The 21,514-nt window shown below is 61.5% G+C and carries 24 protein-coding genes and 1 tRNA gene; 19 read left to right on the plus strand and 6 right to left on the minus strand.

What is annotated here, in order from left to right:
• The first annotated feature begins 243 nt into the window (after positions 1-243).
• From ACK4FH_RS12375 to ACK4FH_RS12430, 12 genes are all read left to right on the plus strand, one after another.
• On the plus strand, positions 244-471 hold the full coding sequence (locus ACK4FH_RS12375) for a hypothetical protein (protein ID WP_409814104.1): 228 nt from the start codon (positions 244-246) through the stop codon (positions 469-471).
• A 94-nt stretch (positions 472-565) separates the two neighbouring features.
• Positions 566-1,042, plus strand: coding sequence for a single-stranded DNA-binding protein (locus ACK4FH_RS12380; RefSeq protein WP_409814106.1), 477 nt, complete (start codon positions 566-568; stop codon positions 1,040-1,042).
• Positions 1,043-1,054: 12 nt separating this feature from the next.
• Positions 1,055-2,359, plus strand: coding sequence for an SDR family oxidoreductase (locus ACK4FH_RS12385; RefSeq protein WP_409814109.1), 1,305 nt, complete (start codon positions 1,055-1,057; stop codon positions 2,357-2,359).
• Positions 2,359-2,832: a DUF2269 family protein gene (locus tag ACK4FH_RS12390; protein WP_409814112.1), complete on the plus strand. Its 474-nt coding sequence runs from the start codon at positions 2,359-2,361 to the stop codon at positions 2,830-2,832. Before ACK4FH_RS12385 ends, ACK4FH_RS12390 begins: the two co-directional genes overlap by 1 nt.
• 4 nt (positions 2,833-2,836) lie before the next feature.
• Positions 2,837-3,709, plus strand: a complete 873-nt coding sequence (locus ACK4FH_RS12395) for a protein phosphatase 2C domain-containing protein (protein WP_409814114.1) — start codon at positions 2,837-2,839, stop codon at positions 3,707-3,709.
• Positions 3,710-3,966: 257 nt separating this feature from the next.
• The gene (gene gyrA / locus ACK4FH_RS12400) at positions 3,967-6,783 is read left to right on the plus strand and encodes a DNA gyrase subunit A (protein ID WP_409815282.1); all 2,817 of its coding nucleotides are present in this window, start codon (positions 3,967-3,969) and stop codon (positions 6,781-6,783) included.
• A gap of 8 nt (positions 6,784-6,791) precedes the next feature.
• Positions 6,792-7,304, plus strand: coding sequence for a pantetheine-phosphate adenylyltransferase (gene coaD, locus ACK4FH_RS12405; protein ID WP_409814116.1), 513 nt, complete (start codon positions 6,792-6,794; stop codon positions 7,302-7,304).
• Between the two features lie 11 nt (positions 7,305-7,315).
• Positions 7,316-7,852 carry a peptidylprolyl isomerase gene (locus ACK4FH_RS12410; protein ID WP_409814117.1) on the plus strand — a complete coding sequence of 179 codons (537 nt, stop codon included), beginning with the start codon at positions 7,316-7,318 and terminating at the stop codon, positions 7,850-7,852.
• Positions 7,853-7,870: 18 nt separating this feature from the next.
• Positions 7,871-8,344 carry a peptidylprolyl isomerase gene (locus ACK4FH_RS12415; protein ID WP_409814119.1) on the plus strand — a complete coding sequence of 158 codons (474 nt, stop codon included), beginning with the start codon at positions 7,871-7,873 and terminating at the stop codon, positions 8,342-8,344.
• Between the two features lie 83 nt (positions 8,345-8,427).
• Positions 8,428-9,483 (plus strand): tRNA preQ1(34) S-adenosylmethionine ribosyltransferase-isomerase QueA, encoded by a 1,056-nt coding sequence (gene queA, locus ACK4FH_RS12420; protein WP_409814122.1) that lies wholly within the window; start codon positions 8,428-8,430, stop codon positions 9,481-9,483.
• Complete coding sequence (gene tgt / locus ACK4FH_RS12425) at positions 9,480-10,634, plus strand: tRNA guanosine(34) transglycosylase Tgt (RefSeq protein WP_409814124.1); 1,155 nt, start codon at positions 9,480-9,482, stop codon at positions 10,632-10,634. Before queA ends, tgt begins: the two co-directional genes overlap by 4 nt.
• Positions 10,635-10,745: 111 nt before the next feature.
• A tRNA-Lys gene (locus ACK4FH_RS12430) sits at positions 10,746-10,820 on the plus strand.
• Here ACK4FH_RS12430 and ACK4FH_RS12435 read toward each other — a convergent pair.
• The 3 genes from ACK4FH_RS12435 to ACK4FH_RS12445 are packed head-to-tail and all read right to left on the minus strand — an operon-like array spanning position 10,808 to position 12,001.
• The gene (locus ACK4FH_RS12435; protein ID WP_409814127.1) at positions 10,808-11,206 is read right to left on the minus strand and encodes a tetratricopeptide repeat protein; all 399 of its coding nucleotides are present in this window, start codon (positions 11,204-11,206) and stop codon (positions 10,808-10,810) included. The two genes, ACK4FH_RS12430 and ACK4FH_RS12435, sit on opposite strands and share 13 nt — an antisense overlap.
• Positions 11,181-11,684, minus strand: coding sequence for a tetratricopeptide repeat protein (locus ACK4FH_RS12440; protein ID WP_409814130.1), 504 nt, complete (start codon positions 11,682-11,684; stop codon positions 11,181-11,183). Before ACK4FH_RS12440 ends, ACK4FH_RS12435 begins: the two co-directional genes overlap by 26 nt.
• Complete coding sequence (locus ACK4FH_RS12445) at positions 11,660-12,001, minus strand: hypothetical protein (protein ID WP_409814133.1); 342 nt, start codon at positions 11,999-12,001, stop codon at positions 11,660-11,662. Before ACK4FH_RS12445 ends, ACK4FH_RS12440 begins: the two co-directional genes overlap by 25 nt.
• 142 nt (positions 12,002-12,143) lie before the next feature.
• Between ACK4FH_RS12445 and ACK4FH_RS12450 the strand changes: the two genes are divergently transcribed.
• Complete coding sequence (locus tag ACK4FH_RS12450; protein ID WP_409814135.1) at positions 12,144-12,665, plus strand: DUF1993 family protein; 522 nt, start codon at positions 12,144-12,146, stop codon at positions 12,663-12,665.
• A gap of 72 nt (positions 12,666-12,737) precedes the next feature.
• Here ACK4FH_RS12450 and ACK4FH_RS12455 read toward each other — a convergent pair whose 3' ends face one another.
• Positions 12,738-13,154 (minus strand): GreA/GreB family elongation factor, encoded by a 417-nt coding sequence (locus ACK4FH_RS12455; protein WP_409814136.1) that lies wholly within the window; start codon positions 13,152-13,154, stop codon positions 12,738-12,740.
• The gene (locus ACK4FH_RS12460; RefSeq protein WP_409814139.1) at positions 13,154-13,648 is read right to left on the minus strand and encodes a GreA/GreB family elongation factor; all 495 of its coding nucleotides are present in this window, start codon (positions 13,646-13,648) and stop codon (positions 13,154-13,156) included. Before ACK4FH_RS12460 ends, ACK4FH_RS12455 begins: the two co-directional genes overlap by 1 nt.
• Positions 13,649-14,013: 365 nt before the next feature.
• Here ACK4FH_RS12460 and ACK4FH_RS12465 point away from each other — a divergent pair, with 365 nt between their 5' ends.
• The gene (locus ACK4FH_RS12465) at positions 14,014-14,865 is read left to right on the plus strand and encodes a helix-turn-helix domain-containing protein (protein WP_409814142.1); all 852 of its coding nucleotides are present in this window, start codon (positions 14,014-14,016) and stop codon (positions 14,863-14,865) included.
• A gap of 24 nt (positions 14,866-14,889) precedes the next feature.
• Here ACK4FH_RS12465 and ACK4FH_RS12470 read toward each other — a convergent pair whose 3' ends face one another.
• Complete coding sequence (locus ACK4FH_RS12470; protein WP_409814145.1) at positions 14,890-15,792, minus strand: carbonic anhydrase; 903 nt, start codon at positions 15,790-15,792, stop codon at positions 14,890-14,892.
• Between ACK4FH_RS12470 and ACK4FH_RS12475 the strand changes: the two genes are divergently transcribed.
• From ACK4FH_RS12475 to glmU, 5 genes are all read left to right on the plus strand, one after another.
• Positions 15,791-16,126, plus strand: a complete 336-nt coding sequence (locus ACK4FH_RS12475; RefSeq protein ID WP_409814147.1) for a hypothetical protein — start codon at positions 15,791-15,793, stop codon at positions 16,124-16,126. The genes ACK4FH_RS12470 and ACK4FH_RS12475 overlap by 2 nt on opposite strands.
• A gap of 150 nt (positions 16,127-16,276) precedes the next feature.
• Positions 16,277-17,071, plus strand: coding sequence for a sulfate adenylyltransferase subunit CysD (gene cysD / locus ACK4FH_RS12480; RefSeq protein WP_409814150.1), 795 nt, complete (start codon positions 16,277-16,279; stop codon positions 17,069-17,071).
• A 12-nt stretch (positions 17,072-17,083) separates the two neighbouring features.
• Complete coding sequence (cysC, locus tag ACK4FH_RS12485) at positions 17,084-18,997, plus strand: adenylyl-sulfate kinase (RefSeq protein WP_409814152.1); 1,914 nt, start codon at positions 17,084-17,086, stop codon at positions 18,995-18,997.
• 35 nt (positions 18,998-19,032) lie between these two features.
• Positions 19,033-20,019 (plus strand): UDP-glucose 4-epimerase GalE, encoded by a 987-nt coding sequence (galE, locus tag ACK4FH_RS12490; protein ID WP_409814155.1) that lies wholly within the window; start codon positions 19,033-19,035, stop codon positions 20,017-20,019.
• Between the two features lie 130 nt (positions 20,020-20,149).
• Positions 20,150-21,514, plus strand: a complete 1,365-nt coding sequence (gene glmU / locus ACK4FH_RS12495; protein WP_409814158.1) for a bifunctional UDP-N-acetylglucosamine diphosphorylase/glucosamine-1-phosphate N-acetyltransferase GlmU — start codon at positions 20,150-20,152, stop codon at positions 21,512-21,514.

The following is a 21,514-nucleotide window of genomic DNA, read 5'->3' on the forward strand; positions in this document are numbered from 1 at the left end:
GGAACTTTCACGGGCGCGGCCAGCCTTGCGGGCGGCGCGGATCTTACGCTTCAGGGAATGCGGCTTGGTCTCAGGCATTATGTATGTAGGGCGGCGGCTTCCGCTTCAAGGCCGGTAAAGTTTCGGAAGCGGAAAAGAATCGGAAGTCTCAAAATCATCTTGCCCCAGTTTGACGACCGTGAGAACATATGGAGAACAATTTTCGGATTTCAAGTCCTTTAAATGCCAGCACGGGGAGGGCATATGGGATTGAGTTTTTATACGCTGGGTTATTCCGCGCGGCTTCAGGCCGCAGGGGCATCGAAACAGCTTTCCGACGAGCATGCGAGGCTCGCCCGCGACATGATCATAGCCGATCTCGTGACGAAGGAAGATTTGAGGCTGGCGCTTTCGCACCAGACCTTGCAGTTCGGTGCGATGCTGGTTGTCGGGCTCGGGCTTCTGTTCGCTGCCATCAGCTTCATTGTTTGATCCACAGGTTTTTTGAGCAGGACGCTGGCATGGGGCCGCTGTGGCAGCTAGGGTCCGGCGCAGAGAGACAATTCCAGCGCGAGGCGAGACGAATATGGCAGGCAGCGTCAACAAGGTGATCCTGGTGGGCAATCTGGGCGCGGACCCTGAAATCCGCCGCACGCAGGACGGCCGGCCAATCGCCAATCTGCGCATCGCCACGTCAGAAACCTGGCGCGACAAGAATACGGGCGAGCGGAAGGAAAAGACCGAGTGGCACCGCGTGGTTGTGTTCAACGAGGGGCTCTGCAAGGTCATCGAGCAATATGTGAAGAAGGGCTCGAAGGTCTATATCGAAGGCGCGCTGCAGACCCGCAAATGGACCGACCAGTCGGGCCAGGAACGCTATTCGACGGAAGTCGTGCTGCAGGGCTTCAACTCGACGCTGACCATGCTGGATGGCCGTTCCGGCGGGGCTTCGGGCGGCGGCGGTGATTATGGCGGCTCGGACGATTACGGCAGCAGCTCATCGGGCGGCGGCGGTGGCCGGGGCAATTTCTCGCAAGACCTCGACGACGAAATTCCGTTCTGAGGGCGATACGGCATGCGGGTGCTGGTCACGGGAGCCTATGGCTTCATCGGGCAGCACATCGCGGTGGGGCTGGCGCGGGCGGGACATGAGGTTGTGGCCTACGGGCGCGACCTCGCACTAGGCCGGCGATTGCTGCCCGGATTTGAATGGCAGTTCTGCGATTTCAACAAGGATACCGATGAGGCCATCTGGCTGCCGCGACTTGCCGGGGTGGAAGCGGTTGTCAACTGCATCGGCATCTTGCAGTCGACTGCGCAGGACACCCATCAGCATGCTCATGTCGACGGGCCCATCGCACTCTTTGGCGCGGCCCAAAAAGTGGGCGTTCGCCGTGTCGTGCAGATTTCTGCGCTCGGGGCAGAAGCCGAAGCCGGCACCGACTATTCCGCCAGCAAGAGCGTTGGCGATGATTTTCTGAAATCCCTCGATATCGACTGGGTCGTTCTGAAGCCGTCGCTTGTTTATGGGCGGGGCAGCTTTGGCGGCACGACATTGCTTCGCTCGCTTGCGGGGCTGCCCGGCGTCGCGCCACTTGTCGATGGCGGGCGCCACGCGTTCCAACCCGTTTTCATGGATGATCTCGTGGCATCGGTCGTGCGGCTGGTGGAGCCGGATGCGCCGTCGCGTATCGAGATCGCCATTACCGGACCGGTGCCGAAGACTACGCGAGAGATTGCTGTTCTTATGCGGCGGTGGCTCGGCTTTCCCGATGCGCATGTGCTGAATATTCCGGCCTGGCTCGCAAAGCCGATGCTGCTGCTTGGCGATATGGCGGGCTGGTTCGGATTGCCGACCGCATTCCGAAGTTCATCGCTTCGCCAGATGGAACTTGGCAATACGGCAAATTGCGATGCCGCCGTAGCAGCGACCGGTGTCGTGCCGCGGCCAATGGAAGTGGCGCTGGCAGACAACCCGTCAACGCTGCAGGATCGTCTTCACGCCCGAAGCGCAATCGCGGTAGCGCTTCTTCGTATTGCAATCGGCCTGTTCTGGGTTGCGACCGGCGTCATTTCATTACTGCCATCGGTCAATCTCGTCGCGGCAGGTTTTGTCGGGGCGACAGGGCTGGACGAATATGCATCGCGGCTTCTCGTCACTACTGCGGGTATCGCCGATATTACCCTCGGTCTTCCATTTCTCGCGGGGTGGCGGGTGCGCTTGTTCGGCTCGCTGCAGATTGCGCTGACGCTTGCCTATCTTGTGGTGCTGAGCATCTGGCTGCCTGCGATGTGGCTTGATCCATTCGGGGCGCTGATGAAGGCCGTCCCTCTTGTCTTTGCGACGCTTGTCGTCATGGCCTGGGCGGAGCGGCGCTGATGGACTTCTTTCTGATCCTGAAGCTGCTTCACATTCTCGGCGCTGCTGTTCTTTTCGGGACTGGGCTTGGCATCGCTTTCTTCATGTTCATGGCGGACAGGCGAGGCGATGTTGCACTGATTGCAGGCACGGCGCGGATCGTCGTTATCGCCGACTTTCTATTCACAGCGACGGCGGCTGTCATACAACCCGTGACGGGGCTCGGCATGGTCTATCTGACCGGCTACAGTCTTGCCGAGAGCTGGATAGTTGCGAGCATCTGTCTTTATCTGATCGTCGGCATGTTCTGGGTGCCTGTCGTCTGGCTGCAATCTGAAATCGGCATGATGGCGCAGGACGCCCTTCTTTTAGGCGCGCCTCTATCGCCACGTTATCGCCACTTCATGCGGGTCTGGTTCTGGTGCGGATGGCCTGCGTTCATTTCGGTGCTTGCCATCTTCTATCTGATGATTGCGAAACCCGTTCTCTGGTGACGATTTGCTCCGCATTCTCGAAACGCTCAGCGATCCAGGCGATCCCGGCAAGGCGAATGAAGATGCGTTTGGCCATGTGAAGGGCCAGGCGGGCGATCATCTGTGGGTGATCGACGGGGCGACGGATGTGGCCGATGGGCCGCTGATCGGGACAGAGACTGGCGCGCATTGGCTGGCGCAGAGGGCGAGTGCGCTGTTTGCCGGAATGGCGGCGCGGCATGGCGACGACCTTCGCGGGCATGTGCGGGAGGTGCTTGAGGCGCTCGAGCGGGATTTCGAGCGCGAGCGCCTGCGGGTGCCGAACGGGCGGCATGAATGGCCGAGCGCGGCGATGATGCTTCTCCATGTGGGTGGTGGCTGGGTCAGGGCCGCCAATTTTGCGGATTGCGGACTGGTGCTGCTGGAGGACGGGGCGGCGCAGGCGCAGATTTTCGGCGCACAGCACAATTCGCGGGAGGCGCGCGCCGTCAGCCGCACGGCGGAACTCATCCGGGCGCTGGCACCGGGCGAAGCGCCTTTCAGCAATGCCGCGGTGATGGACTATCTGCGGGCGGCGCGACGGCGGCAGAACAGCAAGGATGGCTACTGGATTCTCGGGGTCGACGCAGAAGCGGCAGCGCATGTGCGGCTTGCCGGTTTCCCGTTTTCGCGGCCTGTGACCGGGCTCGTTTTCAGCGACGGGTTCGGTTCGCTCGTCTTCGACTATCACCGGTATGAGCCGGCGGATTTCGTACGCCGCGCGGTGGCGGAGGGGCTTTCGCCGCTGCTTGGCGAGATCAGAAAGATCGAGCGCGAAGAGGACCCGGGCTGCCTTCTCTGGCCCCGGTTCAAGCGCCATGACGACGCCACGGCGATCCTGTTCAGGGCGGAACCCTGAGAGGGCAAGGGCGAGGCTTCCGCGGGCGTCATTTTTCCTTTTATTTCAGCATGTTACGGAGCGTTCTCCACGGCGAATGAAGTTGCCGTGACAGGCGGAAACTGATATAGACTAAGGCAATAAACGAGAGGGATTCGGCGGCTGCCGGATGACCTCTTTTTCGTTCCTTCAGGGGGCCGCGCGAGGCCGGATTTCTTCCGCCACCGCCGCCCGTTACAGCGTCAGAAAAACACTTGTCCGATACTCAAGACAACGACATTCCGGGTGACGAGCCGGGCCCGGGCAACGATACCGGTGTGGATGATCTGAGCGGTTCGGGCAGCGGAAAGCCGCCTGCCGGATCGTCCTCGGACGGACCGCCGCCGGAGCGCGACGTCTCTCCCATTTCCATCGAAGACGAGATGCGCTCGTCCTATCTCGATTACGCGATGAGCGTGATCGTGAGCCGTGCTCTGCCCGATGCGCGGGACGGGCTGAAGCCGGTTCACCGCCGCATTCTCTTCTCGATGAACGAGAACGGCTACGACTGGAACAAGCCCTATCGCAAGTCGGCCCGCGTGGTCGGCGATGTGATCGGTAAATATCACCCGCATGGCGACCAGTCGATCTACGACGCGCTGGTGCGCATGGCGCAGGACTTCTCCATGCGCCTGCCGCTGCTCGACGGACAGGGCAATTTCGGCTCGGTGGACGGCGACCCGCCTGCCGCGATGCGTTATACCGAAGTGCGCATGGCGAAGACGGCGCATGCGCTGCTGAAAGACATCGACAAGAACACGATCGACTTCAAGGACAATTACGACGGCACCGAGAGGGAGCCTGTCGTGCTGCCCGCCGAGCTGCCGAACCTGCTGGTCAATGGCGCGAACGGCATTGCCGTCGGCATGGCGACGAATGTTCCGCCGCATAATCTCGGCGAGGTGATCGACGCTTGTATTGCGCTGATCGACAACCCGGCCATCACCATCGACGAGCTGATCGAGCATGTGCCGGCGCCGGACTTTCCAACCGGGGGTATCATGCTCGGGCGGCAGGGCGCGCGCTCGGCCTATCACACGGGGCGCGGCTCCATCGTGGTACGCGGGCGGGTGGATATCGAGGAGGTTCGCAAGGACCGCCAGGCCATCGTCATCACCGAAATTCCCTATCAGGTGAACAAGGCGTCGATGGTCGAGAAGATTGCCGAACTGGTGCGCGACAAGCGCATCGAGGGCATTTCCGATCTGCGCGACGAGTCCGACCGCAATGGCATGCGCGTTGTCGTGGAACTCAAGCGCGATGCCGTGCCCGACGTCGTACTGAACCAGCTTTACCGTTTCTCGCCGCTGCAGCAGAGCTTCGGCGCGAACATGCTGGCGCTCGACCACGGGCGGCCGGAGCTGATGAACCTCAAGCAGTTCCTCGAGATCTTCGTACGCTTCCGCGAGGAAGTGATCTCGCGCAGGACGAAGTTCGAACTCGCCAAGGCGCGCGACCGGGCACATGTGCTGGTCGGCCTCGCAATCGCCGTCGCGAATATCGACGAGGTGATCAAGCTGATCCGCACCGCGCCCGACCCCGCCACCGCACGAGAGTCCCTGATGGCGCGCGACTGGCCGGCGGCAGACATTGCGCCGCTGATTGCGCTGATCGACGATCCCCGGCACCGGCTTTCGGAAGGCGGCACGATCCGCATGTCGGAAGAGCAGGCAAAGGCGATCCTCGATCTCCGCCTGCAGCGCCTCACGGCGCTTGGCCGCGATGAAATCGGCGACGAGCTGAAAGGGCTTGGCGAGAAGATTTCCGACTATCTCGACATTCTGCGCTCGCGCGAGCGCGTGCTCGGCATCATGCGCGAGGAGCTTGGCGCAATCAAAGCCGAGTTCGCGACTCCGCGCCGGACAGAACTGACCGAAGCGGGCGACGAATTCGAGGATGAGGATCTCATCCAGCGCGAGGATATGGTCGTCACCGTGAGCCATCACGGCTATATCAAGCGTGTGCCGCTTTCGACCTACCGGGCGCAGCGCCGCGGCGGCAAGGGCCGCTCCGGCATGTCGACCAAGGAAGAGGATTTCGTTACCCGCCTCTTCGTGGCGAACACGCATACGCCAGTGCTGTTCTTCTCGTCGACGGGCATGGTCTACAAGCTGAAGGTGTGGCGTCTGCCGCAATCGACGCCGCAAGCTCGCGGCAAGGCAATGATCAACATTCTGCCGCTGAAGCAGGGCGAGACCATCACCACCGTCATGCCGATGCCGGAGGACGAGGAAAGCTGGGACAGCCTGCATGTCATGTTCGCGACGCGGAATGGCGGTGTCAGGCGGAACAAGCTTTCCGACTTCGTGCAGATCAACCGCAATGGCAAGATTGCCATGAAGTTCGAGGGCGACGATGCCGACGATTCCATCATCGGCGTTCAGATCTGCACCGAGGATGACGATGTGCTGCTGACGGCAGCGGGCGGACGTTCGGCGCGCTTTGCCGTGGCGGATGTGCGCGTCTTTGCGGGCCGGACATCGACTGGCGTGCGCGGTATCAAGCTCGATGAGGGCGACAAGGTGATCGGCATGACGATCCTGCGCCATGTCGATGTGACGAGTGCCGAGCGCGAGGCCTATCTCAAACAGGCCGCCGCCATGCGCCGCGCCATGCTGGGCGATGCGGAGACGGAAGAAGGCCCATCGAAGACCGATGACGAGGATGCCGAGGATGCGGCTCCGGAAGAACTGACCCTGTCGCCGGAACGCTATGCCGAGCTTGGCGCGAAGGAGCAGTTCGTGCTTGCCGTGACGGAACGCGGCTTCGGTCGGCGCTCTTCGTCCTATCGCTATCCGGCGAAGGGACGCGGCGGCAAGGGCGTGATCGCAATGGATGTGTCGGAACGCAACGGCAATCTCGTCGCTTCGTTCCCGGTGGAAGACGACGACCAGATCATGCTCGTCACCGATGCGGGGCAGCTCATCCGTTGCCCGGTGCATGATATCTCGATCCAGGCGCGCGGCACGCAGGGCGTGACAATTTTCCGGACCGATCCGGACGAGCGCGTCGTCTCCGTGGAGCGCGTGGAAGAGACCGGCTCGGACGAGGAATAGGAGAGATCATGGCGCGCATCGGCCTCTATCCAGGCACATTCGATCCGATGACCAACGGGCACATCGATGTGATCCGGCGGTCTCTGCGGCTGGTGGACCACCTCATTGTCGCGATCGGCATCAATGCAACCAAGGTTCCGCTGCTGACGCTTGAGGAGCGCTTCGCGCTGATCGAGAAGGAATCGACGCCGACAGCGAAGAAGCTCGGCGCGAAAATCTCCACGGCTTCATTTTCCGGGCTTGTGGTGGTTGCGGCGGACGAATTCGGCGCCAATGTCATCATTCGCGGATTGCGGGGCGCAGTCGATTTCGAATACGAGACGCAGATGGTCGGCATGAACCGGGTGATGAACCCGAAGGTCGAGACAGTGTTTCTCGCGGCATCGCCAGAGACGCAGTTCATCTCGTCCACGCTGGTGCGCCAGATCGCGGGCATGGGCGGCGACATAACGCCCTTCGTGCCGGCGTCTGTGAAGAAGAAGGTTCTGGCGGCAGTTGCCAAACAGAAGAAAAAGGGTTGAAGGAGTCAAACATGCGTGGACTTAAAGCGGCGCTTATCGCGCTTTTCGCCCTGACGGGTTTTGCAGGGACGGCCCAGGCAGCCGATCCCGAAAACACGATCTATCTCGACCTCAAGGATGGCCGCGTCGTCATCGAATTGCTGCCGGAAGTGGCCCCCCTGCATGCCGAGCGCATCAAGGAACTGTCACGCGAGGGCTTCTATGACGGCATCATCTTCCATCGTGTGATCCGCGGTTTCATGGCGCAGACGGGCGACCCGACGGGCACCGGCATGGGCGGCTCTTTCAAGCCGGATGTGAAGCTCGAGGCGAGCAACCGGGTGAGCTTCATTCGCGGCACGGTGGGCATGGCGCGGTCGGCGCTTCCCAACAGCGCGAACAGCCAGTTCTTCATCGTGACGGATGACTCCACTTTCCTTGACGGGAACTACACGCTATTCGGCCGCGTCATCGAAGGCATGGATTATGTCGACATGATCGCCGTGGGTGAGCCGCCGGCGAACCCGGACAAGATCATCAAAATGCAGGTTGCGGCGGACGCCGAGTAAAACGGAATCGAGAGACACATGACCGATATCAAGGATCCCGAGAACACGCTCATCATGGAAATCCCACATGGGACGGTCGTGATCGAATTGCGCCCCGACCTCGCGCCAAAGCATGTTGCGCGGATCAAGGAACTCGCCCGCGAAGGCTTTTACAACGGCGTTGCCTTCCACCGCGTTATCGACGGTTTCATGGCGCAGGGCGGCGACCCGACGGGCACCGGCGCAGGCGGCTCCGGCAAGAAGCTGCCGGCGGAATTTTCGGCCGAACCGCATGTGCGCGGCGTCTGCTCCATGGCCCGCACACAGGACCCGAACAGCGCCGACAGCCAGTTCTTCATCGTGTTCGGCGATGCGACCTTCCTCGACCGGCAATATACGGTCTGGGGCAGGGTCGTCTCCGGCATGGACGCTGTGGACAAGATCAAGCGCGGCGAGCCGGTGCGCGAGCCGGACCGCATCGTCTCGATGCGCGTTGCGGCGGATGCGGCTTAGGCACAGTTTCTACGCAAGCAAGAAAGACGTGGATGGCCCGGCCAAGCCGGGCCATGACGTTTTAAGGGAGTGGGCGCAACACGATGCGCGTTTCCGATTTCGATTTCGAGCTGCCGGAGGAGCTGATCGCGCTCCGGCCAGCGCGGCCGCGCGATGCGGCGCGGATGCTCGTGATCGGGCCGGAGGAAAATGCGCTGGACGACCGGGGCGTGCGCGACCTGCCGGGATTCCTCAACCCCGGCGACATGCTCGTCTTCAACGATACGAAGGTGATCCCGGCGCGGCTTTTCGGCACAAGGCGGCGCGGCGCGGCGGAAGCGAAGATCGAGGTGATGCTTCACATGCGGACGGGTGCTGACGATTGGCGCGCCTTTCTGCGGCCTGCAAAGAAGCTCAATGTGGGAGAGACCATCGAGTTCCCCGGCGGGTTCTCGGCGGAGGTGACGGAGAAGGCGGAAGGCGGCGAGACGGGGCTTCGCTTCTCTCTTTCGGGGCCTGAGCTCGATGCGGCGATTGCGGCGGCGGGAGAGATGCCACTGCCGCCCTATATTGCGCGCAAGCGGGCGGCGGACGAAGCGGACGAGGCTGATTACCAGACGCTCCATGCGGCAGAGCCAGGCGCCGTCGCGGCACCGACGGCGGGGCTCCATTTCACGCCGGAACTCCTTGCGGCGCTCGATGCGCGTGGCGTCGGCACTGTGCGCCTGACGCTGCATGTGGGCGCGGGGACGTTTCTGCCGGTGACGGTTGAAGATACCGAAGACCACAAGATGCATGCCGAATGGGGCGAGGTGACGGCGGCGGAAGCAGCAGCGATCAACGAGGCGCGGGCCAAGGGCGGGCGGATCGTCGCGGTGGGCACCACGTCGCTCCGGCTTCTGGAAAGTGCGGCGGACGAGCAAGGTGTGCTACATCCTTTCGCGGACGAGACCCGCATCTTCATCACGCCGGGCTATCGCTTCCGCGCAACGGACATGCTGATGACCAATTTTCATTTGCCGAAGTCGACGCTTTTCATGCTCGTCTCGGCGCTGCGTTCGACGAACGAGATGAAGCGCGCCTATGCGCATGCGGTTGCGTCGCGCTATCGCTTCTATTCCTATGGCGATGCATGCCTGATCTACGGGGCGCGGCCATGAGCAGTTTTTCCTTCTCGCTTCACGCGACGGACGGGCGGGCGCGGACGGGCGCAATCTCGACGCCACGCGGCGAAATACGCACGCCGGCCTTCATGCCCGTCGGCACGGCGGCGACGGTGAAGGCGATGTATCCCGAACAGGTGCGCTCGACGGGCGCCGACATCGTGCTCGGCAATACCTATCACCTGATGCTGCGCCCCGGCGCGGAAGAGGTGGCGGCACTTGGCGGACTGCACAGCTTCATGAACTGGCCTCATCCGATCCTTACCGATAGCGGCGGCTTCCAGGTGATGTCGCTTTCGAAGCTGCGCAAGATGACGGAGGAGGGCGTGACCTTCCAGTCGCATATCGACGGTTCGCGGCACATGCTCTCGCCGGAGCGCTCGATTGAGATCCAGTGCCTGCTTGGCTCGGACATCCAGATGCAGCTCGACGAATGCACACCTTTTCCGGCGACGGAGAAGGAGGCGCAAGTGTCGATGGAGCTGTCGCTGCGCTGGGCCGCGCGCTCCAAGGACGCCTTCACGAAACAGCCGCACCGGAAAGAAGGCATGGCGCTGTTCGGCATTGTGCAGGGCAGCACCTATGAGCCGCTGCGGCTGCGCTCGGCGGCGGGCCTGCGCGAGATCGGTTTCGACGGCTATGCGGTGGGAGGGCTTGCCGTGGGCGAGGGGCAGGCTGAGATGCTGCGTGTGCTGGAGTTCACGACGCCAGCGCTGCCCGAGGACCGGCCGCGCTATCTGATGGGCGTCGGTACGCCGGACGATCTTGTGGAAGCGGTGGCGCGCGGCATCGACATGTTCGACTGCGTGATGCCGACGCGGAACGGCCGACACGGCCTCGCCTTCACGCGGCGCGGCAAGGTGAACCTCAAGAATGCGCGGCATGCCGCCGACCCGCGTCCGCTGGACGAGGAAAGCACATGCCCGGCGGCGCGCGACTACAGCCGCGCCTATCTGCATCATCTGGTGAAGTCGGGCGAGATGCTGGGCTCGATGCTGGTGAGCTGGATCAACATTCACTACTACCAGTCGCTGATGGCGGGGATGCGCGCGGCGATTACCGAGGGGCGCTTCGAGGACTTCCGCGCCGAGTTCAAGGCGGCGCAGGCAGCGGGCGACATCGCACCGCATCGAGGGCCGGATTGTTGAGTTGAAACAATAAGTTGGATGCGGCAAATCAGGGTGTTGACCCGGTGGGAAGCGCCCCTTAAGTTCCGCCCACCTTCAAGAAAGGCGGCGGATTCCCGCGCCTTTCCCGGCGGGCCCTTAGCTCAGCGGTAGAGCGGCTGACTTTTAATCAGTAGGTCGATGGTTCGATCCCATCAGGGCTCACCAAATTTTTTCTGCAGCGCTTTTTTGGCATAAGCCGCTTTCCACTCTCGTGCTTGCTTTTGCGCCTCACTGATTTCCGCAGGCGACAGGGCGGCGTAGAGCTCCTTCAGTTTGTCTTGGGCTTTCTTGTTGTCCTGCGTTGCGGCCAACGAAGCCCACATGAAAGCTTTCACACCGTCCCTCGCTATCTGGCCGGTTGCATTTTCGCTGCTGTACATCCAGGCGAGATTGGTCATCGCTTCCGTATTGTTTTGCTCTGCGGCAAGCAGATACCATCGTTCGGCTTCACGGTAGCTCTGCGGCGCGCCTTGGCCCAATTGATGCGCAAGCCCCACGCAAAACTGCGCGGAGGCGGAGCCCTGATCAGCTGCCAGACGATACCATTTCATCGCTGTCGTAAGGCTCCGATTGACGCCCCCTGCCTTGTTCACACATCCATCCCACCCGGACCTGGGCGAAGGATAAGTCCTGAGCTGCGGCCAGGCGAAACCACTTGATGACCTCTGCGTCGTCCTGTTTCACGACGCGGCCCTTCAGGGCCATCATGCCTAAGTAGTATTGAGCGGGAGCCAGACCGCCCTGCGCGGCTTTCAGTATCCATCGCGCGGCGGTCTCGCTGCTGGCGGTAACGCCATTGCCACCCATATAAACCTGAACCAGATTGAACTGTGCGCAGCTCGAACCCAAGTCTGCGGCAGCAAGGAGCAGCATACTTGCCTTTCTCGCATCCTTGGGTACGCCGTCTCCCTTTTGATACATAACTGACAGGGCGTTGAGGCCGGCAGCATTCCGTTGATCGGCCGCACGTTCGAACCAGTGCACAGCCTTTGCGCTGTCTTTGGCTATCCCATATCCATGCAGATACATGAGGCCGAGCTTGTATTGCGCAGGAGCATAGCCCCGCCTTCAGCAGCAGGGCGATACCACTTGATCGCTTCCTGATAGTTCTGCGCCGACTTCTGTCCGGTGAAGAAGATCACCCCAACGTCATGTTGTGCTTTCGGGCCGCCTTTCTCGGCACGGCTGTAACGCTCAGGAAGGCTTGCTTCCGGTATGCTGCGGGAAAGCGCTTCGGGACAGAGGAAAGTTTCCCTACTTTCCGCTGTTGCGCGAGTTGGCAGGAGCGCGCAACAAAATGCGGCGGCCAACAGAAGGCGCGCGGTCGCATACCTTGTGATTTTCATAAGTCATCCCCACTTGTCACTATACATGGGGATCGCCGCGGAGCCATGTCTCCGCTTGACCGATCCGAAGGCGCGCACCTACCGTCTCGGCATCCAGATACAACGCCGGGGCCACAAGCCCTGCCTCCAAAAGGAAACCCCCATGTCCCTCTCGCTTTACGACCTCTCTGTCCCCAACTATCTGCAGGCGCTTGGCGCCGTGTCCGGCTATCTCGCGAAAGGGGCCGCTTTCTGCGTGGAGCAGGGAACCGATCCGAATGAGATCGTGGGGGCGCGGATGATCGACGACATGCTGCCCTTCAGCTTCCAGATCGCGTCGATCGCGCATCATTCGCTGGGCGCCATCGAGGGTATTCAGAAGGGCGCTTTCTATCCGCCCAAGGACCCCGGCACATACAGCTATGCCGATCTGCAGAAGCTGGTCGAAGACGCGAAGGCAGGGCTCGAGAAGGTTTCACCGGATGCCGTGAACGGTTGCGAGGGCAAGGACCTCGTCTTCCATCTCGGCAAGCACCAGCTTCCCTTTACAGCGGAGAACTTCCTGCTCTCCTTCTCATTCCCGAACTTCTATTTTCACGTGACGACGGCTTACGACATTCTCCGCATGCGCGGCGTGAAGATCGGGAAGGCCGACTATCTCGGCCGAATGCGCATGAAGATGTGAGGCGGGCAACAGCGGTTAAAGTGCAGGCGCGGCCGCCCCTTCCCGGAGAGGAAAGGGCGGCCTTGTTCCTCGCTAGTGGCGGCCGTGGACCTTCACGACCTTCAGCCAGCGGATGTCGCCGTAGCGTGTGCTCCAGCTGATCGTTTCGCCTTCGCGCATGCCGAGCAGGGCAACGCCGACGGGGGAGGCGAGCGAGATGCAGCCTTCCGCGATATCGCGTGACGGCATGACGAGTTTCAGCCTTTCCGGCTGACCCTTCATGCCGAAGACGAACTCGACCGTGGCGCCGACCGTCACCACCTCACGGGGGATGCGGGCCAGCGGCATCAGCTTTGCCCGCGACAGCTCGCGTTCAAGGAAAGCCGAAACCTCGGGCAGCACATCGCCCAGCCGCTCCGACATGTCGGAGAGATCGTCGAACTGTTCTTCCGCCACGATTATGGGCGGCAGGTTCTGCTGCGCTTCCTTTGTCTTGCTGATCAGTTCCATCACGCGGCCTCCGGTCCGTTGCCGTCATCATTGCTTGATTTCGCACGAAGCTTCGCTTCGGGCTGGTGGTCGAGGCCTTCGATGACGATGGTGAGCGAGCCCTCATCGAGGCGCCCGGTCATGACCGTTTCGCCGGCGCGGCGGCCAATCAGTGCAAGTCCGACCGGCGTCAGCACATTCACATATTGCCCATTCGGCGCGTGTTCGCTTCCGAGCACGAGGATGCGGCGCTGGAGCCGGTCGCCATCGACTCGGTAGCGAATGGTGCTGCCGAGCGTGATGACGTTGCCCGGCACTTCGCGGGACGGCACGACGGCGGCGGAGGCGAGCAGGGCCGCCACACGGGACCGCATGGGGCTCAGAATATCAAGATGGTCGAAGATGGCGGTCTCCAGCCGCCCATAGTCATGGAGGCCGATGAGCGGACGGGTTTCGTCCGTTCGGACATGGGATGTGGATTGCAGGCGCAAGGCGCCGGTGTCGCGCATGGACATTGCGGAATACCTCGTTGCGGCGCGGTCCATGAGGCCCGCCGGAGATTTGTCAGGAAAGGTGGATGAGGCGATCCCCGGACGTCGCGCGCAGAAACGCAGCGCCGGCCCGGGGCTAGAATCCCGCGAGCAGCGTACCCGGTGTCAGGAAAAGGGGCGCATTCTCGTATCGCATGTGGAGCAGGTTACCTTTTGGCAAGGAATTGTCAAAAGCGCGAAATGCCGCGGCTTCCCCGGCACCCCGCCCGCAGACAGAGCGCGGAATGGCACGAATGCCGCTTGCGGCCCGACAAAGAACGACAAGCCGGTACAATATTGGTAACCATGTCCGGATAGCCTCTCGCGAACCAATTGTGGCGAGGTGCCAGGTGACCGGACACAGAGAGGAAATCGGGCGGAAGCTCAGAGAGGCGCGTCAGTCGGCTGGATTGTCGCTGGCCGAGATTTCCGATGCCATTCGCATTCGTCCCGTCTATCTGACAGCGATCGAGGCGGGTGAGTTCGAGCGCCTTCCCGCCCTGCCGCAGACGGTCGGTTTCACTCGCGCCTATGCGCAGCATCTGTCGGTGGATATCGCGGGTCCGTTGTCGGCACTCGGCGAAGAGGTGCATCGCCATATCGACAGCGCGGATTACTCCGACCCAGAGCCAGTATGGACCGTGTCGCCTCGGCGCGTCAGTTATGTCTCGGCAGGTGTGTTGCTTGGCGCGGCGCTGCTCGGACTCTATTTTATCGACTTGCCGGAAGAGCGGCATGCGCCCTTTGCCGACGCCGCGTTGCCGGGACCGGCCGTGACCAGCTCGACGCCAATCGAACGCATGCCGCTGCAACCTGCATCTCCCTATGCCGCACGGACGGAAGGGACGGAAGTCTCAGCACCGGCCGTTTCCCCGGCGTATTCCGCTCCCGTGAGTGCTGCGCTTCATGAGCAAATGACGGTGCTCCTCGCCGGACAAGCCGATATTTCATCCGTGAACGAAGCAACCGAACCTCCGGCCGCTGCGCCTGCCATCGATAGCTATTTCGTTTCAGGCGATGTCTATCTCCGGTTTGAGCCTGCCAACAGCGGAGCGGTGGTCGGCGTTCTTAAGGGATGCGAGGCGGTCACGCTCGCAGATACGGATCTGCTCGGCCAGTGGCTCCGTGTTGGGCGCAATGACGGATCGTCCGGCTGGGTCTATGGCGCATTTATCCGCGCGGAAAAACCGGCACACTGCTGACAAATTTCCGGGGCGCAGTAGCGCTCAATCCGTTATGTCCCTGAAGCGGCCCACTTCGGGTTCATAGATCGACAAAAGGCCGGTGCCGATCCCGTAGAACCAGCCATGCAGCCGCAGCTGGCCTGCATCTTCGCGTTCCTTGATGAAGGGGAAGCTGCGCAGCCTGTCGAGCGAGGCAACCACCGCTTCCTGCTCAAGCTTGCGCAAGACGGTGTGGCGATCCAGCTCGCCATGTTTTTCCAGCACCTGCCTTGCGACGGGTTCGATCAGCGAAATCCAGCTCGGAATGAAGTCACCGGAAGCGGGCTTGCCACAGCAATCGTCGTAAATTGCCTCAATGCCGCCGCAGGCGGCATGGCCCATAACGATGATGTCCTTAATTTCCAGCGCCTTGACGCCGAACTCTAGCGCCGCGCTGGTGCCGTGGTGATAATGGCTGTCGGGTTCATAGGGCGGGACCAGGTTCGCTACGTTGCGGACGACAAACAATTCACCGGGATCGGAATTGAACACCATTGCCGGGTCCGTGCGGCTGTCGCAACAAGCGATGATGAGGGCTCTCGGCCTCTGCCGGCGAGCCGCCAAGGCCCGGTACCGCTCTTCGTTCTGCCGGTAGGTGCCTGCGCGAAACGCGCGGTAACCCGCGATCAGGCTTTCGATGGAATCCATAACAGGCTTTGCCCCCTTGTCCTTATTGCGCTGGCCTACATACACAAGGCTTTCGCACTGCAAAAGTATTGAATCGGGCGGGTGCTTGCCTGTTTTTAAGTCAGTTTGCCCGTTTCCGCAGCGTCTGCCCGCGCGCGCAGATTGAAAGTGCAATGATGTTTCGTTGCACTGGCAAAGGCCCGAAAACTGCATAAGGTTCCAGTCTGAAGGGGCGCGGCTAAAAGGCATCGCGCCGGGCAAGGTAATGGGGAAGAACATGTCGGTTGCAGAACTCCTCGGGAGTCTGACCCTGGAGACACAGATCATTGTCGCCGGGCTTTTATTTCTGGTGTTTATGCTGAGTGCTGTCCAAATCGCCTATATGCGCTCGATCCGGGCGCGCGAGGCGGTGCAGACCGAAAAGGCAATGACAGCCCAGCTGAGCCGGGTCGTTTCAATTCTTGAGGATAACGGCCGGCGCGCTGCCAATGGCCGTATCCTGCCGGCAGTTTCCCGGCTCCGGCCCGTCAAGAGAGCGGCGGATCGCAAGGTTCCGGCGGCGCGGTGCCCTTCCCCGCAGATGAGCAAGCGGGGTGGAAAGAGGGGCCGTTGAGCTTTCAATTTCCGGTCCGCAATCGCCAACTTCGTGCTTGTAAAAGGGGCGCGGGGGGATTAAATCACAACAGCATTCGGGGTTACATTTTGAACCCCGTTGTTTTTATGTGATTTGTGCCGGGAGCAACGCTCCCTCAGGAAGGCAGCCATGGATCGTCTGGATCAGCTCGAAAGCCAGAGCATTTTCATTTTCCGTGAGGCATTCAACCGGATCGAGAACATCGCCATGCTCTGGTCGTTGGGGAAGGACTCCAACGTAATGATCTGGCTGGCTCGCAAGGCGTTCTTCGGCCATGTGCCTTTTCCGGTGATGCATGTCGACACGGAAAAGAAGTTCCCCGAGATGTACGCGTTCCGCGACCGCTATGCGAAGGAGTGGAACCTGAACTTCATCCGTGAGCTTTGCCCGCCGATCGAGGAAATGGACGACTCGCTGCCGCCAGCCGCGCGGTCGGCTGCGCGCAAGACCGCGGGCCTCAAGAAGGCGATCGAAAAATACAAGTTCAATGCGCTTTTCGCCGGTATCCGCCGCGACGAGGAAGCGACCCGTGCCAAGGAGCGGGTGTTCAGTCCGCGCGGCACGACCGGCCAGTGGGATTTCCGCGATCAGCCGCCGGAGTTCTGGGACCAGTTCAAGACCGACTTCCCGCCGGGAACGCATATCCGCGTTCACCCTCTGCTGCACTGGACTGAAGTCGATATCTGGCTCTACACGCTGCGCGAACAGATTCCGACGATCCCGCTCTATTTCGCCAAGGACGGCAAACGCTATCGTTCGCTCGGCGACCAGGACATCACCAATCCGGTGCCCAGCACGGCGACGACCATCGAAGAAATCATCGAGGAACTTCGGACAACGAAAGTCGCCGAACGTTCCGGCCGCGCCATGGACCACGAAGCAGAAGATGCGTTCGAACGTCTTCGCGCCGACGGCTATCTCTGAGGAAATTCAAAAATGTCCGAAGCCAAGGTGAAGCTCGCCGCCGTGAACCAGAATCCTGCCGCAACGCGCGACCTTTTGCGCATCGTCATCGTCGGTCACGTGGACCACGGCAAGTCGACGCTGGTCGGCCGCATGTTCCACGACACGGGCTCGCTGCCCGACGGCAAGTATGAAGCCATCAAGGCCGTCTGCGAAAAGCGCGGCGTGCCTTTCGAATGGGCATTTCTCATGGATGCGCTGCAGGCGGAGCGCGACCAGGGGATCACTATCGATACCAGCCAGATCTGGTTCAAGACGGATGCTCGCGACTACACGATCATCGACGCGCCCGGCCACAAGGAATTCCTGAAGAACATGATCACCGGCGCGGCGCAATCCGACGCGGCGCTGCTCATCATCGATGCGGCAGAAGGCGTGCGCGAGCAGTCGCGCCGTCATGGCTATCTCCTGCATCTTCTCGGTATTCGCCAGGTTGCTGTCGCCGTCAACAAGATGGACCTGATCGGGTACGAGAAGGAGCAGTTCGATCTCATCGAACAGGAATATCGCGACTATCTCACGTCGATCGGCGTAACGCCGACTTTCGTCATTCCGGTTTCGGCACGCGAAGGCGACAATATCGTCACCCAGACCGGCGCCATGCCCTGGTACAAGGGGCCGACGGTGGTGAAAGCTCTCGACAGCTTCATGCCGACGGCGTCGTCCGTCGACCGGCCGCTGCGTTTCCCGGTGCAGGATGTCTACAAATTCGACCAGCGCCGCATCATCGCCGGCCGCATCGAAGACGGCCGCATTTCGGTCGGCGACCAGATTGTCTTTTCGCCCTCCAACAAGACCGCCCGCGTGCAAAGCATCGAGGCGTGGTCGTCCGTGCCGGGCAAGGCGTCGCCGACGGAAGGTGTGGCCGGCGAAAGCATCGGCATCACGCTTGACGAACAGATTTTCGTCGAACGCGGCGAACTCATCAGCCATGTAGAACATGCACCGATCGAGACAGACGTATTCAGAGCGCGCATTTTCTGGCTCGGACATGAGCCGATGGTCAAAGGCAAGAGCTATCGCGTGAAGCTCGGCACGATGGAGGCACCTGTCACGGTGCAGTCCATCGAGAGCATCATCGATACGAGCGATCTTTCCAACACGTCGTCGCATCAGGTGGAACGAAACCAGGTTGCCGAAGTCGTGCTGCGCTCGCGCCGCATGCTCGCGCTCGACGAGTTCAACACCGCGCCGAAGACCGGCCGTTTCGTGCTGATCGACAAGTATGACATCGCCGGTGGCGGCATCATCTCGATGGAAGGCTACGCCAACCAGCGCGAGCTGATCACTGCGCGCTCCACGAATATCACGCGCGTGGAACATGGTATTACCACCGAGGCGCGCGCCTTCCGCAATGGACATAAGGGTGGCGTGCTCTGGTTCACCGGGCTTTCCGGCGCGGGCAAGTCCACGGTCGCGGTGGCGCTCGAGAAGAAGCTCTTCGAGAAGGGCTATAATGTGTATGTGCTCGATGGCGACAATGTCCGCCACGGCCTTAACGCCAATCTGAGCTTCTCGCCGGAAGACCGGGCAGAAAACATCCGCCGTGTTGGCGAGGTGTCGGCGCTCTTTGCGCGGGCCGGGATGATCGCCATCACCTCGTTCATTTCGCCCTATCGCTCTGACCGCGACCGGGCCAGGGCTGCCATGAGCGGCACGGATTTCCACGAAATCTACGTCAAGGCCGATGTGGCGACCTGTGAGGCGCGCGACCCCAAGGGGCTCTACAAGAAGGCCCGGGCGGGCGAAATCAAGGATTTCACCGGCATTTCCGCTCCTTATGAAGAGCCGGAGAATGCGGAACTGGTCCTCGATACCTCGGCTCTGTCGGTCGATGAGTCCGTCGAGCGGCTCGTCAACTATGTGGAGATGAAGTTCAAGGTATAACCCTTAATGGTATCGATTCCGGATAAGGGTTTGAGATGAGCGTACTGGTCACTGGTGGCGCGGGTTATATCGGCAGCCATGCCGTGATCGATCTCCTGCGGGCGGGGGAAGAGGTCGTCGTGATCGACGATCTCTCCACCGGCTTCGACTGGGCGGTGCAGGACGCCGCAACGCTGTATCAGGGCGACATTGCCGACGAGGCGCTGGTCGACCGCATCATCCGGGAGCAAAAGGTCGAGGCCGTGATCCATTTTGCGGGCTCGATCGTCGTGCCGGAGTCGGTCGAGAACCCGCTCAAGTACTATTCCAACAACACGGCGAAATCGCGCGCGCTGATCGAGCGCTGTGTTGCGGGCGGCGTCCGGCACTTCATCTTTTCATCGACTGCCGCCGTTTACGGCATGGTCGGCAACGAGCCGGTGAGCGAGGAAACGGCGCTCAACCCGATGTCGCCCTATGGCCGCTCCAAGCTGATGACGGAGTGGATGCTGCGCGATGTGGCGGCGGCGCATGACATGACGTTTGCGGCGCTGCGCTATTTCAATGTAGCAGGCGGCGACCCGGAGGGCCGGGTTGGCCAGTCGACGGCGAATGCGACGCATCTCATCAAGGTGGCCTGCCAGACGGCGCTTGGACAGAGGTCCCATATCGAGGTCTTCGGCGACGACTATCCAACGCCGGATGGCACCTGCGTCCGCGACTACATTCATGTGAGCGATCTCGTTGCGGCGCATACGGCGGCACTCGGTCATCTGCGCAAGGGCGGTGCGAGCTTCATTGCCAATTGCGGCTATGGCCACGGCTTCTCGGTGCGCGAAGTCCTCGGCGCCGTCGAACGGGTATCGGGGCATGGCTTCGACGTGCGGCAGGCGCCGCGCCGGGCGGGCGATCCGGCCTCCATCGTATCCAACCCGGCGCTCATCAAGGAGACGCTTGGCTGGGTTCCGGCTTATGACGATCTCGACACGATCGTTGCCCATGCGCTTGCCTGGGAGAAGCGGCTCATGGAGCGCAATCGCTGACGCAATGCTTCTACCCGCGCCTCAGGGAATCGGGGCAACATAGTGAAATATAAATTTATTTCCCCGTTAATGGGCGGGAAGGCACATTTCGCGCGGGGCAGCGCGGAAATATACGGAGACGGACCGGGCCATGACGTCGAACGCCCTGACCACTGTCATTCTGGCGGCGGGAAAAGGCACGCGAATGAAGTCGCGTTTGCCGAAAGTCCTGCATCCGATTGCGGGCCGTCCGATGCTTGGCCATGTGCTGGCGGCGGCAACCGGGCTCGACAGTGCCAGAACGGTTCTCGTGGCGGGACCGGGCATGGACGATGTCGCGGAGTATGCGCGCGCCGTAGCAGCGAATGTCAGCATCGCCATACAGGAAAGCCAGCTCGGCACGGGCGATGCGGCGAGAGCAGCCGCGCCGCAGATTGCCGACAAGGATGGCGTCGTTCTGTTCGTCTTTGGCGATACGCCGCTTGTCCGGCGCGAGACGCTGGCCGGCATGGTGGAACGCTGCCGCAAGGAAAGCGATATCGTCATTCTCGGCTTTGAAGCGGCGGACCCCACTGGCTATGGCCGTATCGTCAGCTCGGGCAAGGAAGTGAATCGCATTGTCGAACACAAGGATGCAAGCGAAGAGGTGCGGGCAATCCGGCTCTGCTTCGGCGGGCCGATGGCGGTTCGCGCCGCGCATCTCCCGGCGCTTCTTGCGTCACTCACAAACGACAATGCACAAGGCGAGTATTATCTCACCGATTTCGTTGCACATGGCCGCGCGTCGGGTCTTTCCTGCAGCGCGGTCATTTGCCCCGAAAGCGACATTCAGGGCGTGAACAGCCGCGCCGATCTCGCTTCGGCCGAATCCGTCATGCAGAAGCGCCTTCGCACCGTGGCGATGGCGGGAGGCGTGACATTCCTCGATCCCGAAACCGTATATCTCAGCCACGATACTTCATTCGGTGAAGATGTGACGGTTGGACAAAATGTCGTCTTTGCGCCGGGCTGCAGAATAGCATCGGGCGCAACGATCAAGGCCTTTTCGCATCTCGAGGGCGCCGATATCGGCGAAGGTGCGGAGATCGGCCCCTTCGCGCGCATTCGTCCAGGGACGTCCGTCGGACGCAAGGCGCGGATCGGCAATTTCGTCGAGACCAAGAAGGCGAAGATCGAGGACGGGGCAAAAATCAATCACCTGTCCTATATCGGCGATGCAAGAGTGGGCGCAGGTGCCAATGTCGGCGCCGGGACGATCACCTGCAATTATGACGGTTACAACAAATTCTTCACCGACATTGGCGCGGGCGTCTTTGTCGGTTCGAATTCGTCGCTCGTCGCGCCGGTGAAGATCGGCGATGGCGCCTATGTCGGCTCGGGCAGCGTGGTGACGAAAGATATAGCGCCGGATGCGCTGGCTGTGGCGCGCGGCAAGCAGTTCGATAAGCCCGGCTGGGCGGCAGCTTTCCGCGCGAAAAACGAAGCGGCAAAGCAAAAGAAATCTTCGGGTGAATAA

The sequence above is a fragment of the Parvibaculum sp. genome, from assembly GCF_046297875.1.
Lineage (GTDB): Bacteria > Pseudomonadota > Alphaproteobacteria > Parvibaculales > Parvibaculaceae > Parvibaculum.

Bases quoted from the DNA above. Each gene is read 5' to 3' on its own strand.
- cysC (WP_409814152.1), top strand. From the start codon at position 17,084: ATGTCCGAAGCCAAGGTGAAGCTCGCCGCCGTGAACCAGAATCCTGCC.
- ACK4FH_RS12460 (WP_409814139.1), bottom strand. From the start codon at position 13,648: ATGTCCATGCGCGACACCGGCGCCTTGCGCCTGCAATCCACATCCCAT.
- ACK4FH_RS12440 (WP_409814130.1), bottom strand. From the start codon at position 11,684: ATGTATCTGCATGGATATGGGATAGCCAAAGACAGCGCAAAGGCTGTG.
- galE (WP_409814155.1), top strand. From the start codon at position 19,033: ATGAGCGTACTGGTCACTGGTGGCGCGGGTTATATCGGCAGCCATGCC.
- ACK4FH_RS12475 (WP_409814147.1), top strand. From the start codon at position 15,791: ATGTCGGTTGCAGAACTCCTCGGGAGTCTGACCCTGGAGACACAGATC.
- ACK4FH_RS12455 (WP_409814136.1), bottom strand. From the start codon at position 13,154: ATGGAACTGATCAGCAAGACAAAGGAAGCGCAGCAGAACCTGCCGCCC.
- ACK4FH_RS12435 (WP_409814127.1), bottom strand. From the start codon at position 11,206: ATGAAATGGTATCGTCTGGCAGCTGATCAGGGCTCCGCCTCCGCGCAG.
- ACK4FH_RS12380 (WP_409814106.1), top strand. From the start codon at position 566: ATGGCAGGCAGCGTCAACAAGGTGATCCTGGTGGGCAATCTGGGCGCG.
- ACK4FH_RS12385 (WP_409814109.1), top strand. From the start codon at position 1,055: ATGCGGGTGCTGGTCACGGGAGCCTATGGCTTCATCGGGCAGCACATC.
- ACK4FH_RS12390 (WP_409814112.1), top strand. From the start codon at position 2,359: ATGGACTTCTTTCTGATCCTGAAGCTGCTTCACATTCTCGGCGCTGCT.
- glmU (WP_409814158.1), top strand. From the start codon at position 20,150: ATGACGTCGAACGCCCTGACCACTGTCATTCTGGCGGCGGGAAAAGGC.
- coaD (WP_409814116.1), top strand. From the start codon at position 6,792: ATGGCGCGCATCGGCCTCTATCCAGGCACATTCGATCCGATGACCAAC.
- queA (WP_409814122.1), top strand. From the start codon at position 8,428: ATGCGCGTTTCCGATTTCGATTTCGAGCTGCCGGAGGAGCTGATCGCG.
- ACK4FH_RS12445 (WP_409814133.1), bottom strand. From the start codon at position 12,001: ATGAAAATCACAAGGTATGCGACCGCGCGCCTTCTGTTGGCCGCCGCA.
- ACK4FH_RS12375 (WP_409814104.1), top strand. From the start codon at position 244: ATGGGATTGAGTTTTTATACGCTGGGTTATTCCGCGCGGCTTCAGGCC.
- ACK4FH_RS12410 (WP_409814117.1), top strand. From the start codon at position 7,316: ATGCGTGGACTTAAAGCGGCGCTTATCGCGCTTTTCGCCCTGACGGGT.
- ACK4FH_RS12415 (WP_409814119.1), top strand. From the start codon at position 7,871: ATGACCGATATCAAGGATCCCGAGAACACGCTCATCATGGAAATCCCA.
- cysD (WP_409814150.1), top strand. From the start codon at position 16,277: ATGGATCGTCTGGATCAGCTCGAAAGCCAGAGCATTTTCATTTTCCGT.
- tgt (WP_409814124.1), top strand. From the start codon at position 9,480: ATGAGCAGTTTTTCCTTCTCGCTTCACGCGACGGACGGGCGGGCGCGG.
- ACK4FH_RS12450 (WP_409814135.1), top strand. From the start codon at position 12,144: ATGTCCCTCTCGCTTTACGACCTCTCTGTCCCCAACTATCTGCAGGCG.
- ACK4FH_RS12470 (WP_409814145.1), bottom strand. From the start codon at position 15,792: ATGTTCTTCCCCATTACCTTGCCCGGCGCGATGCCTTTTAGCCGCGCC.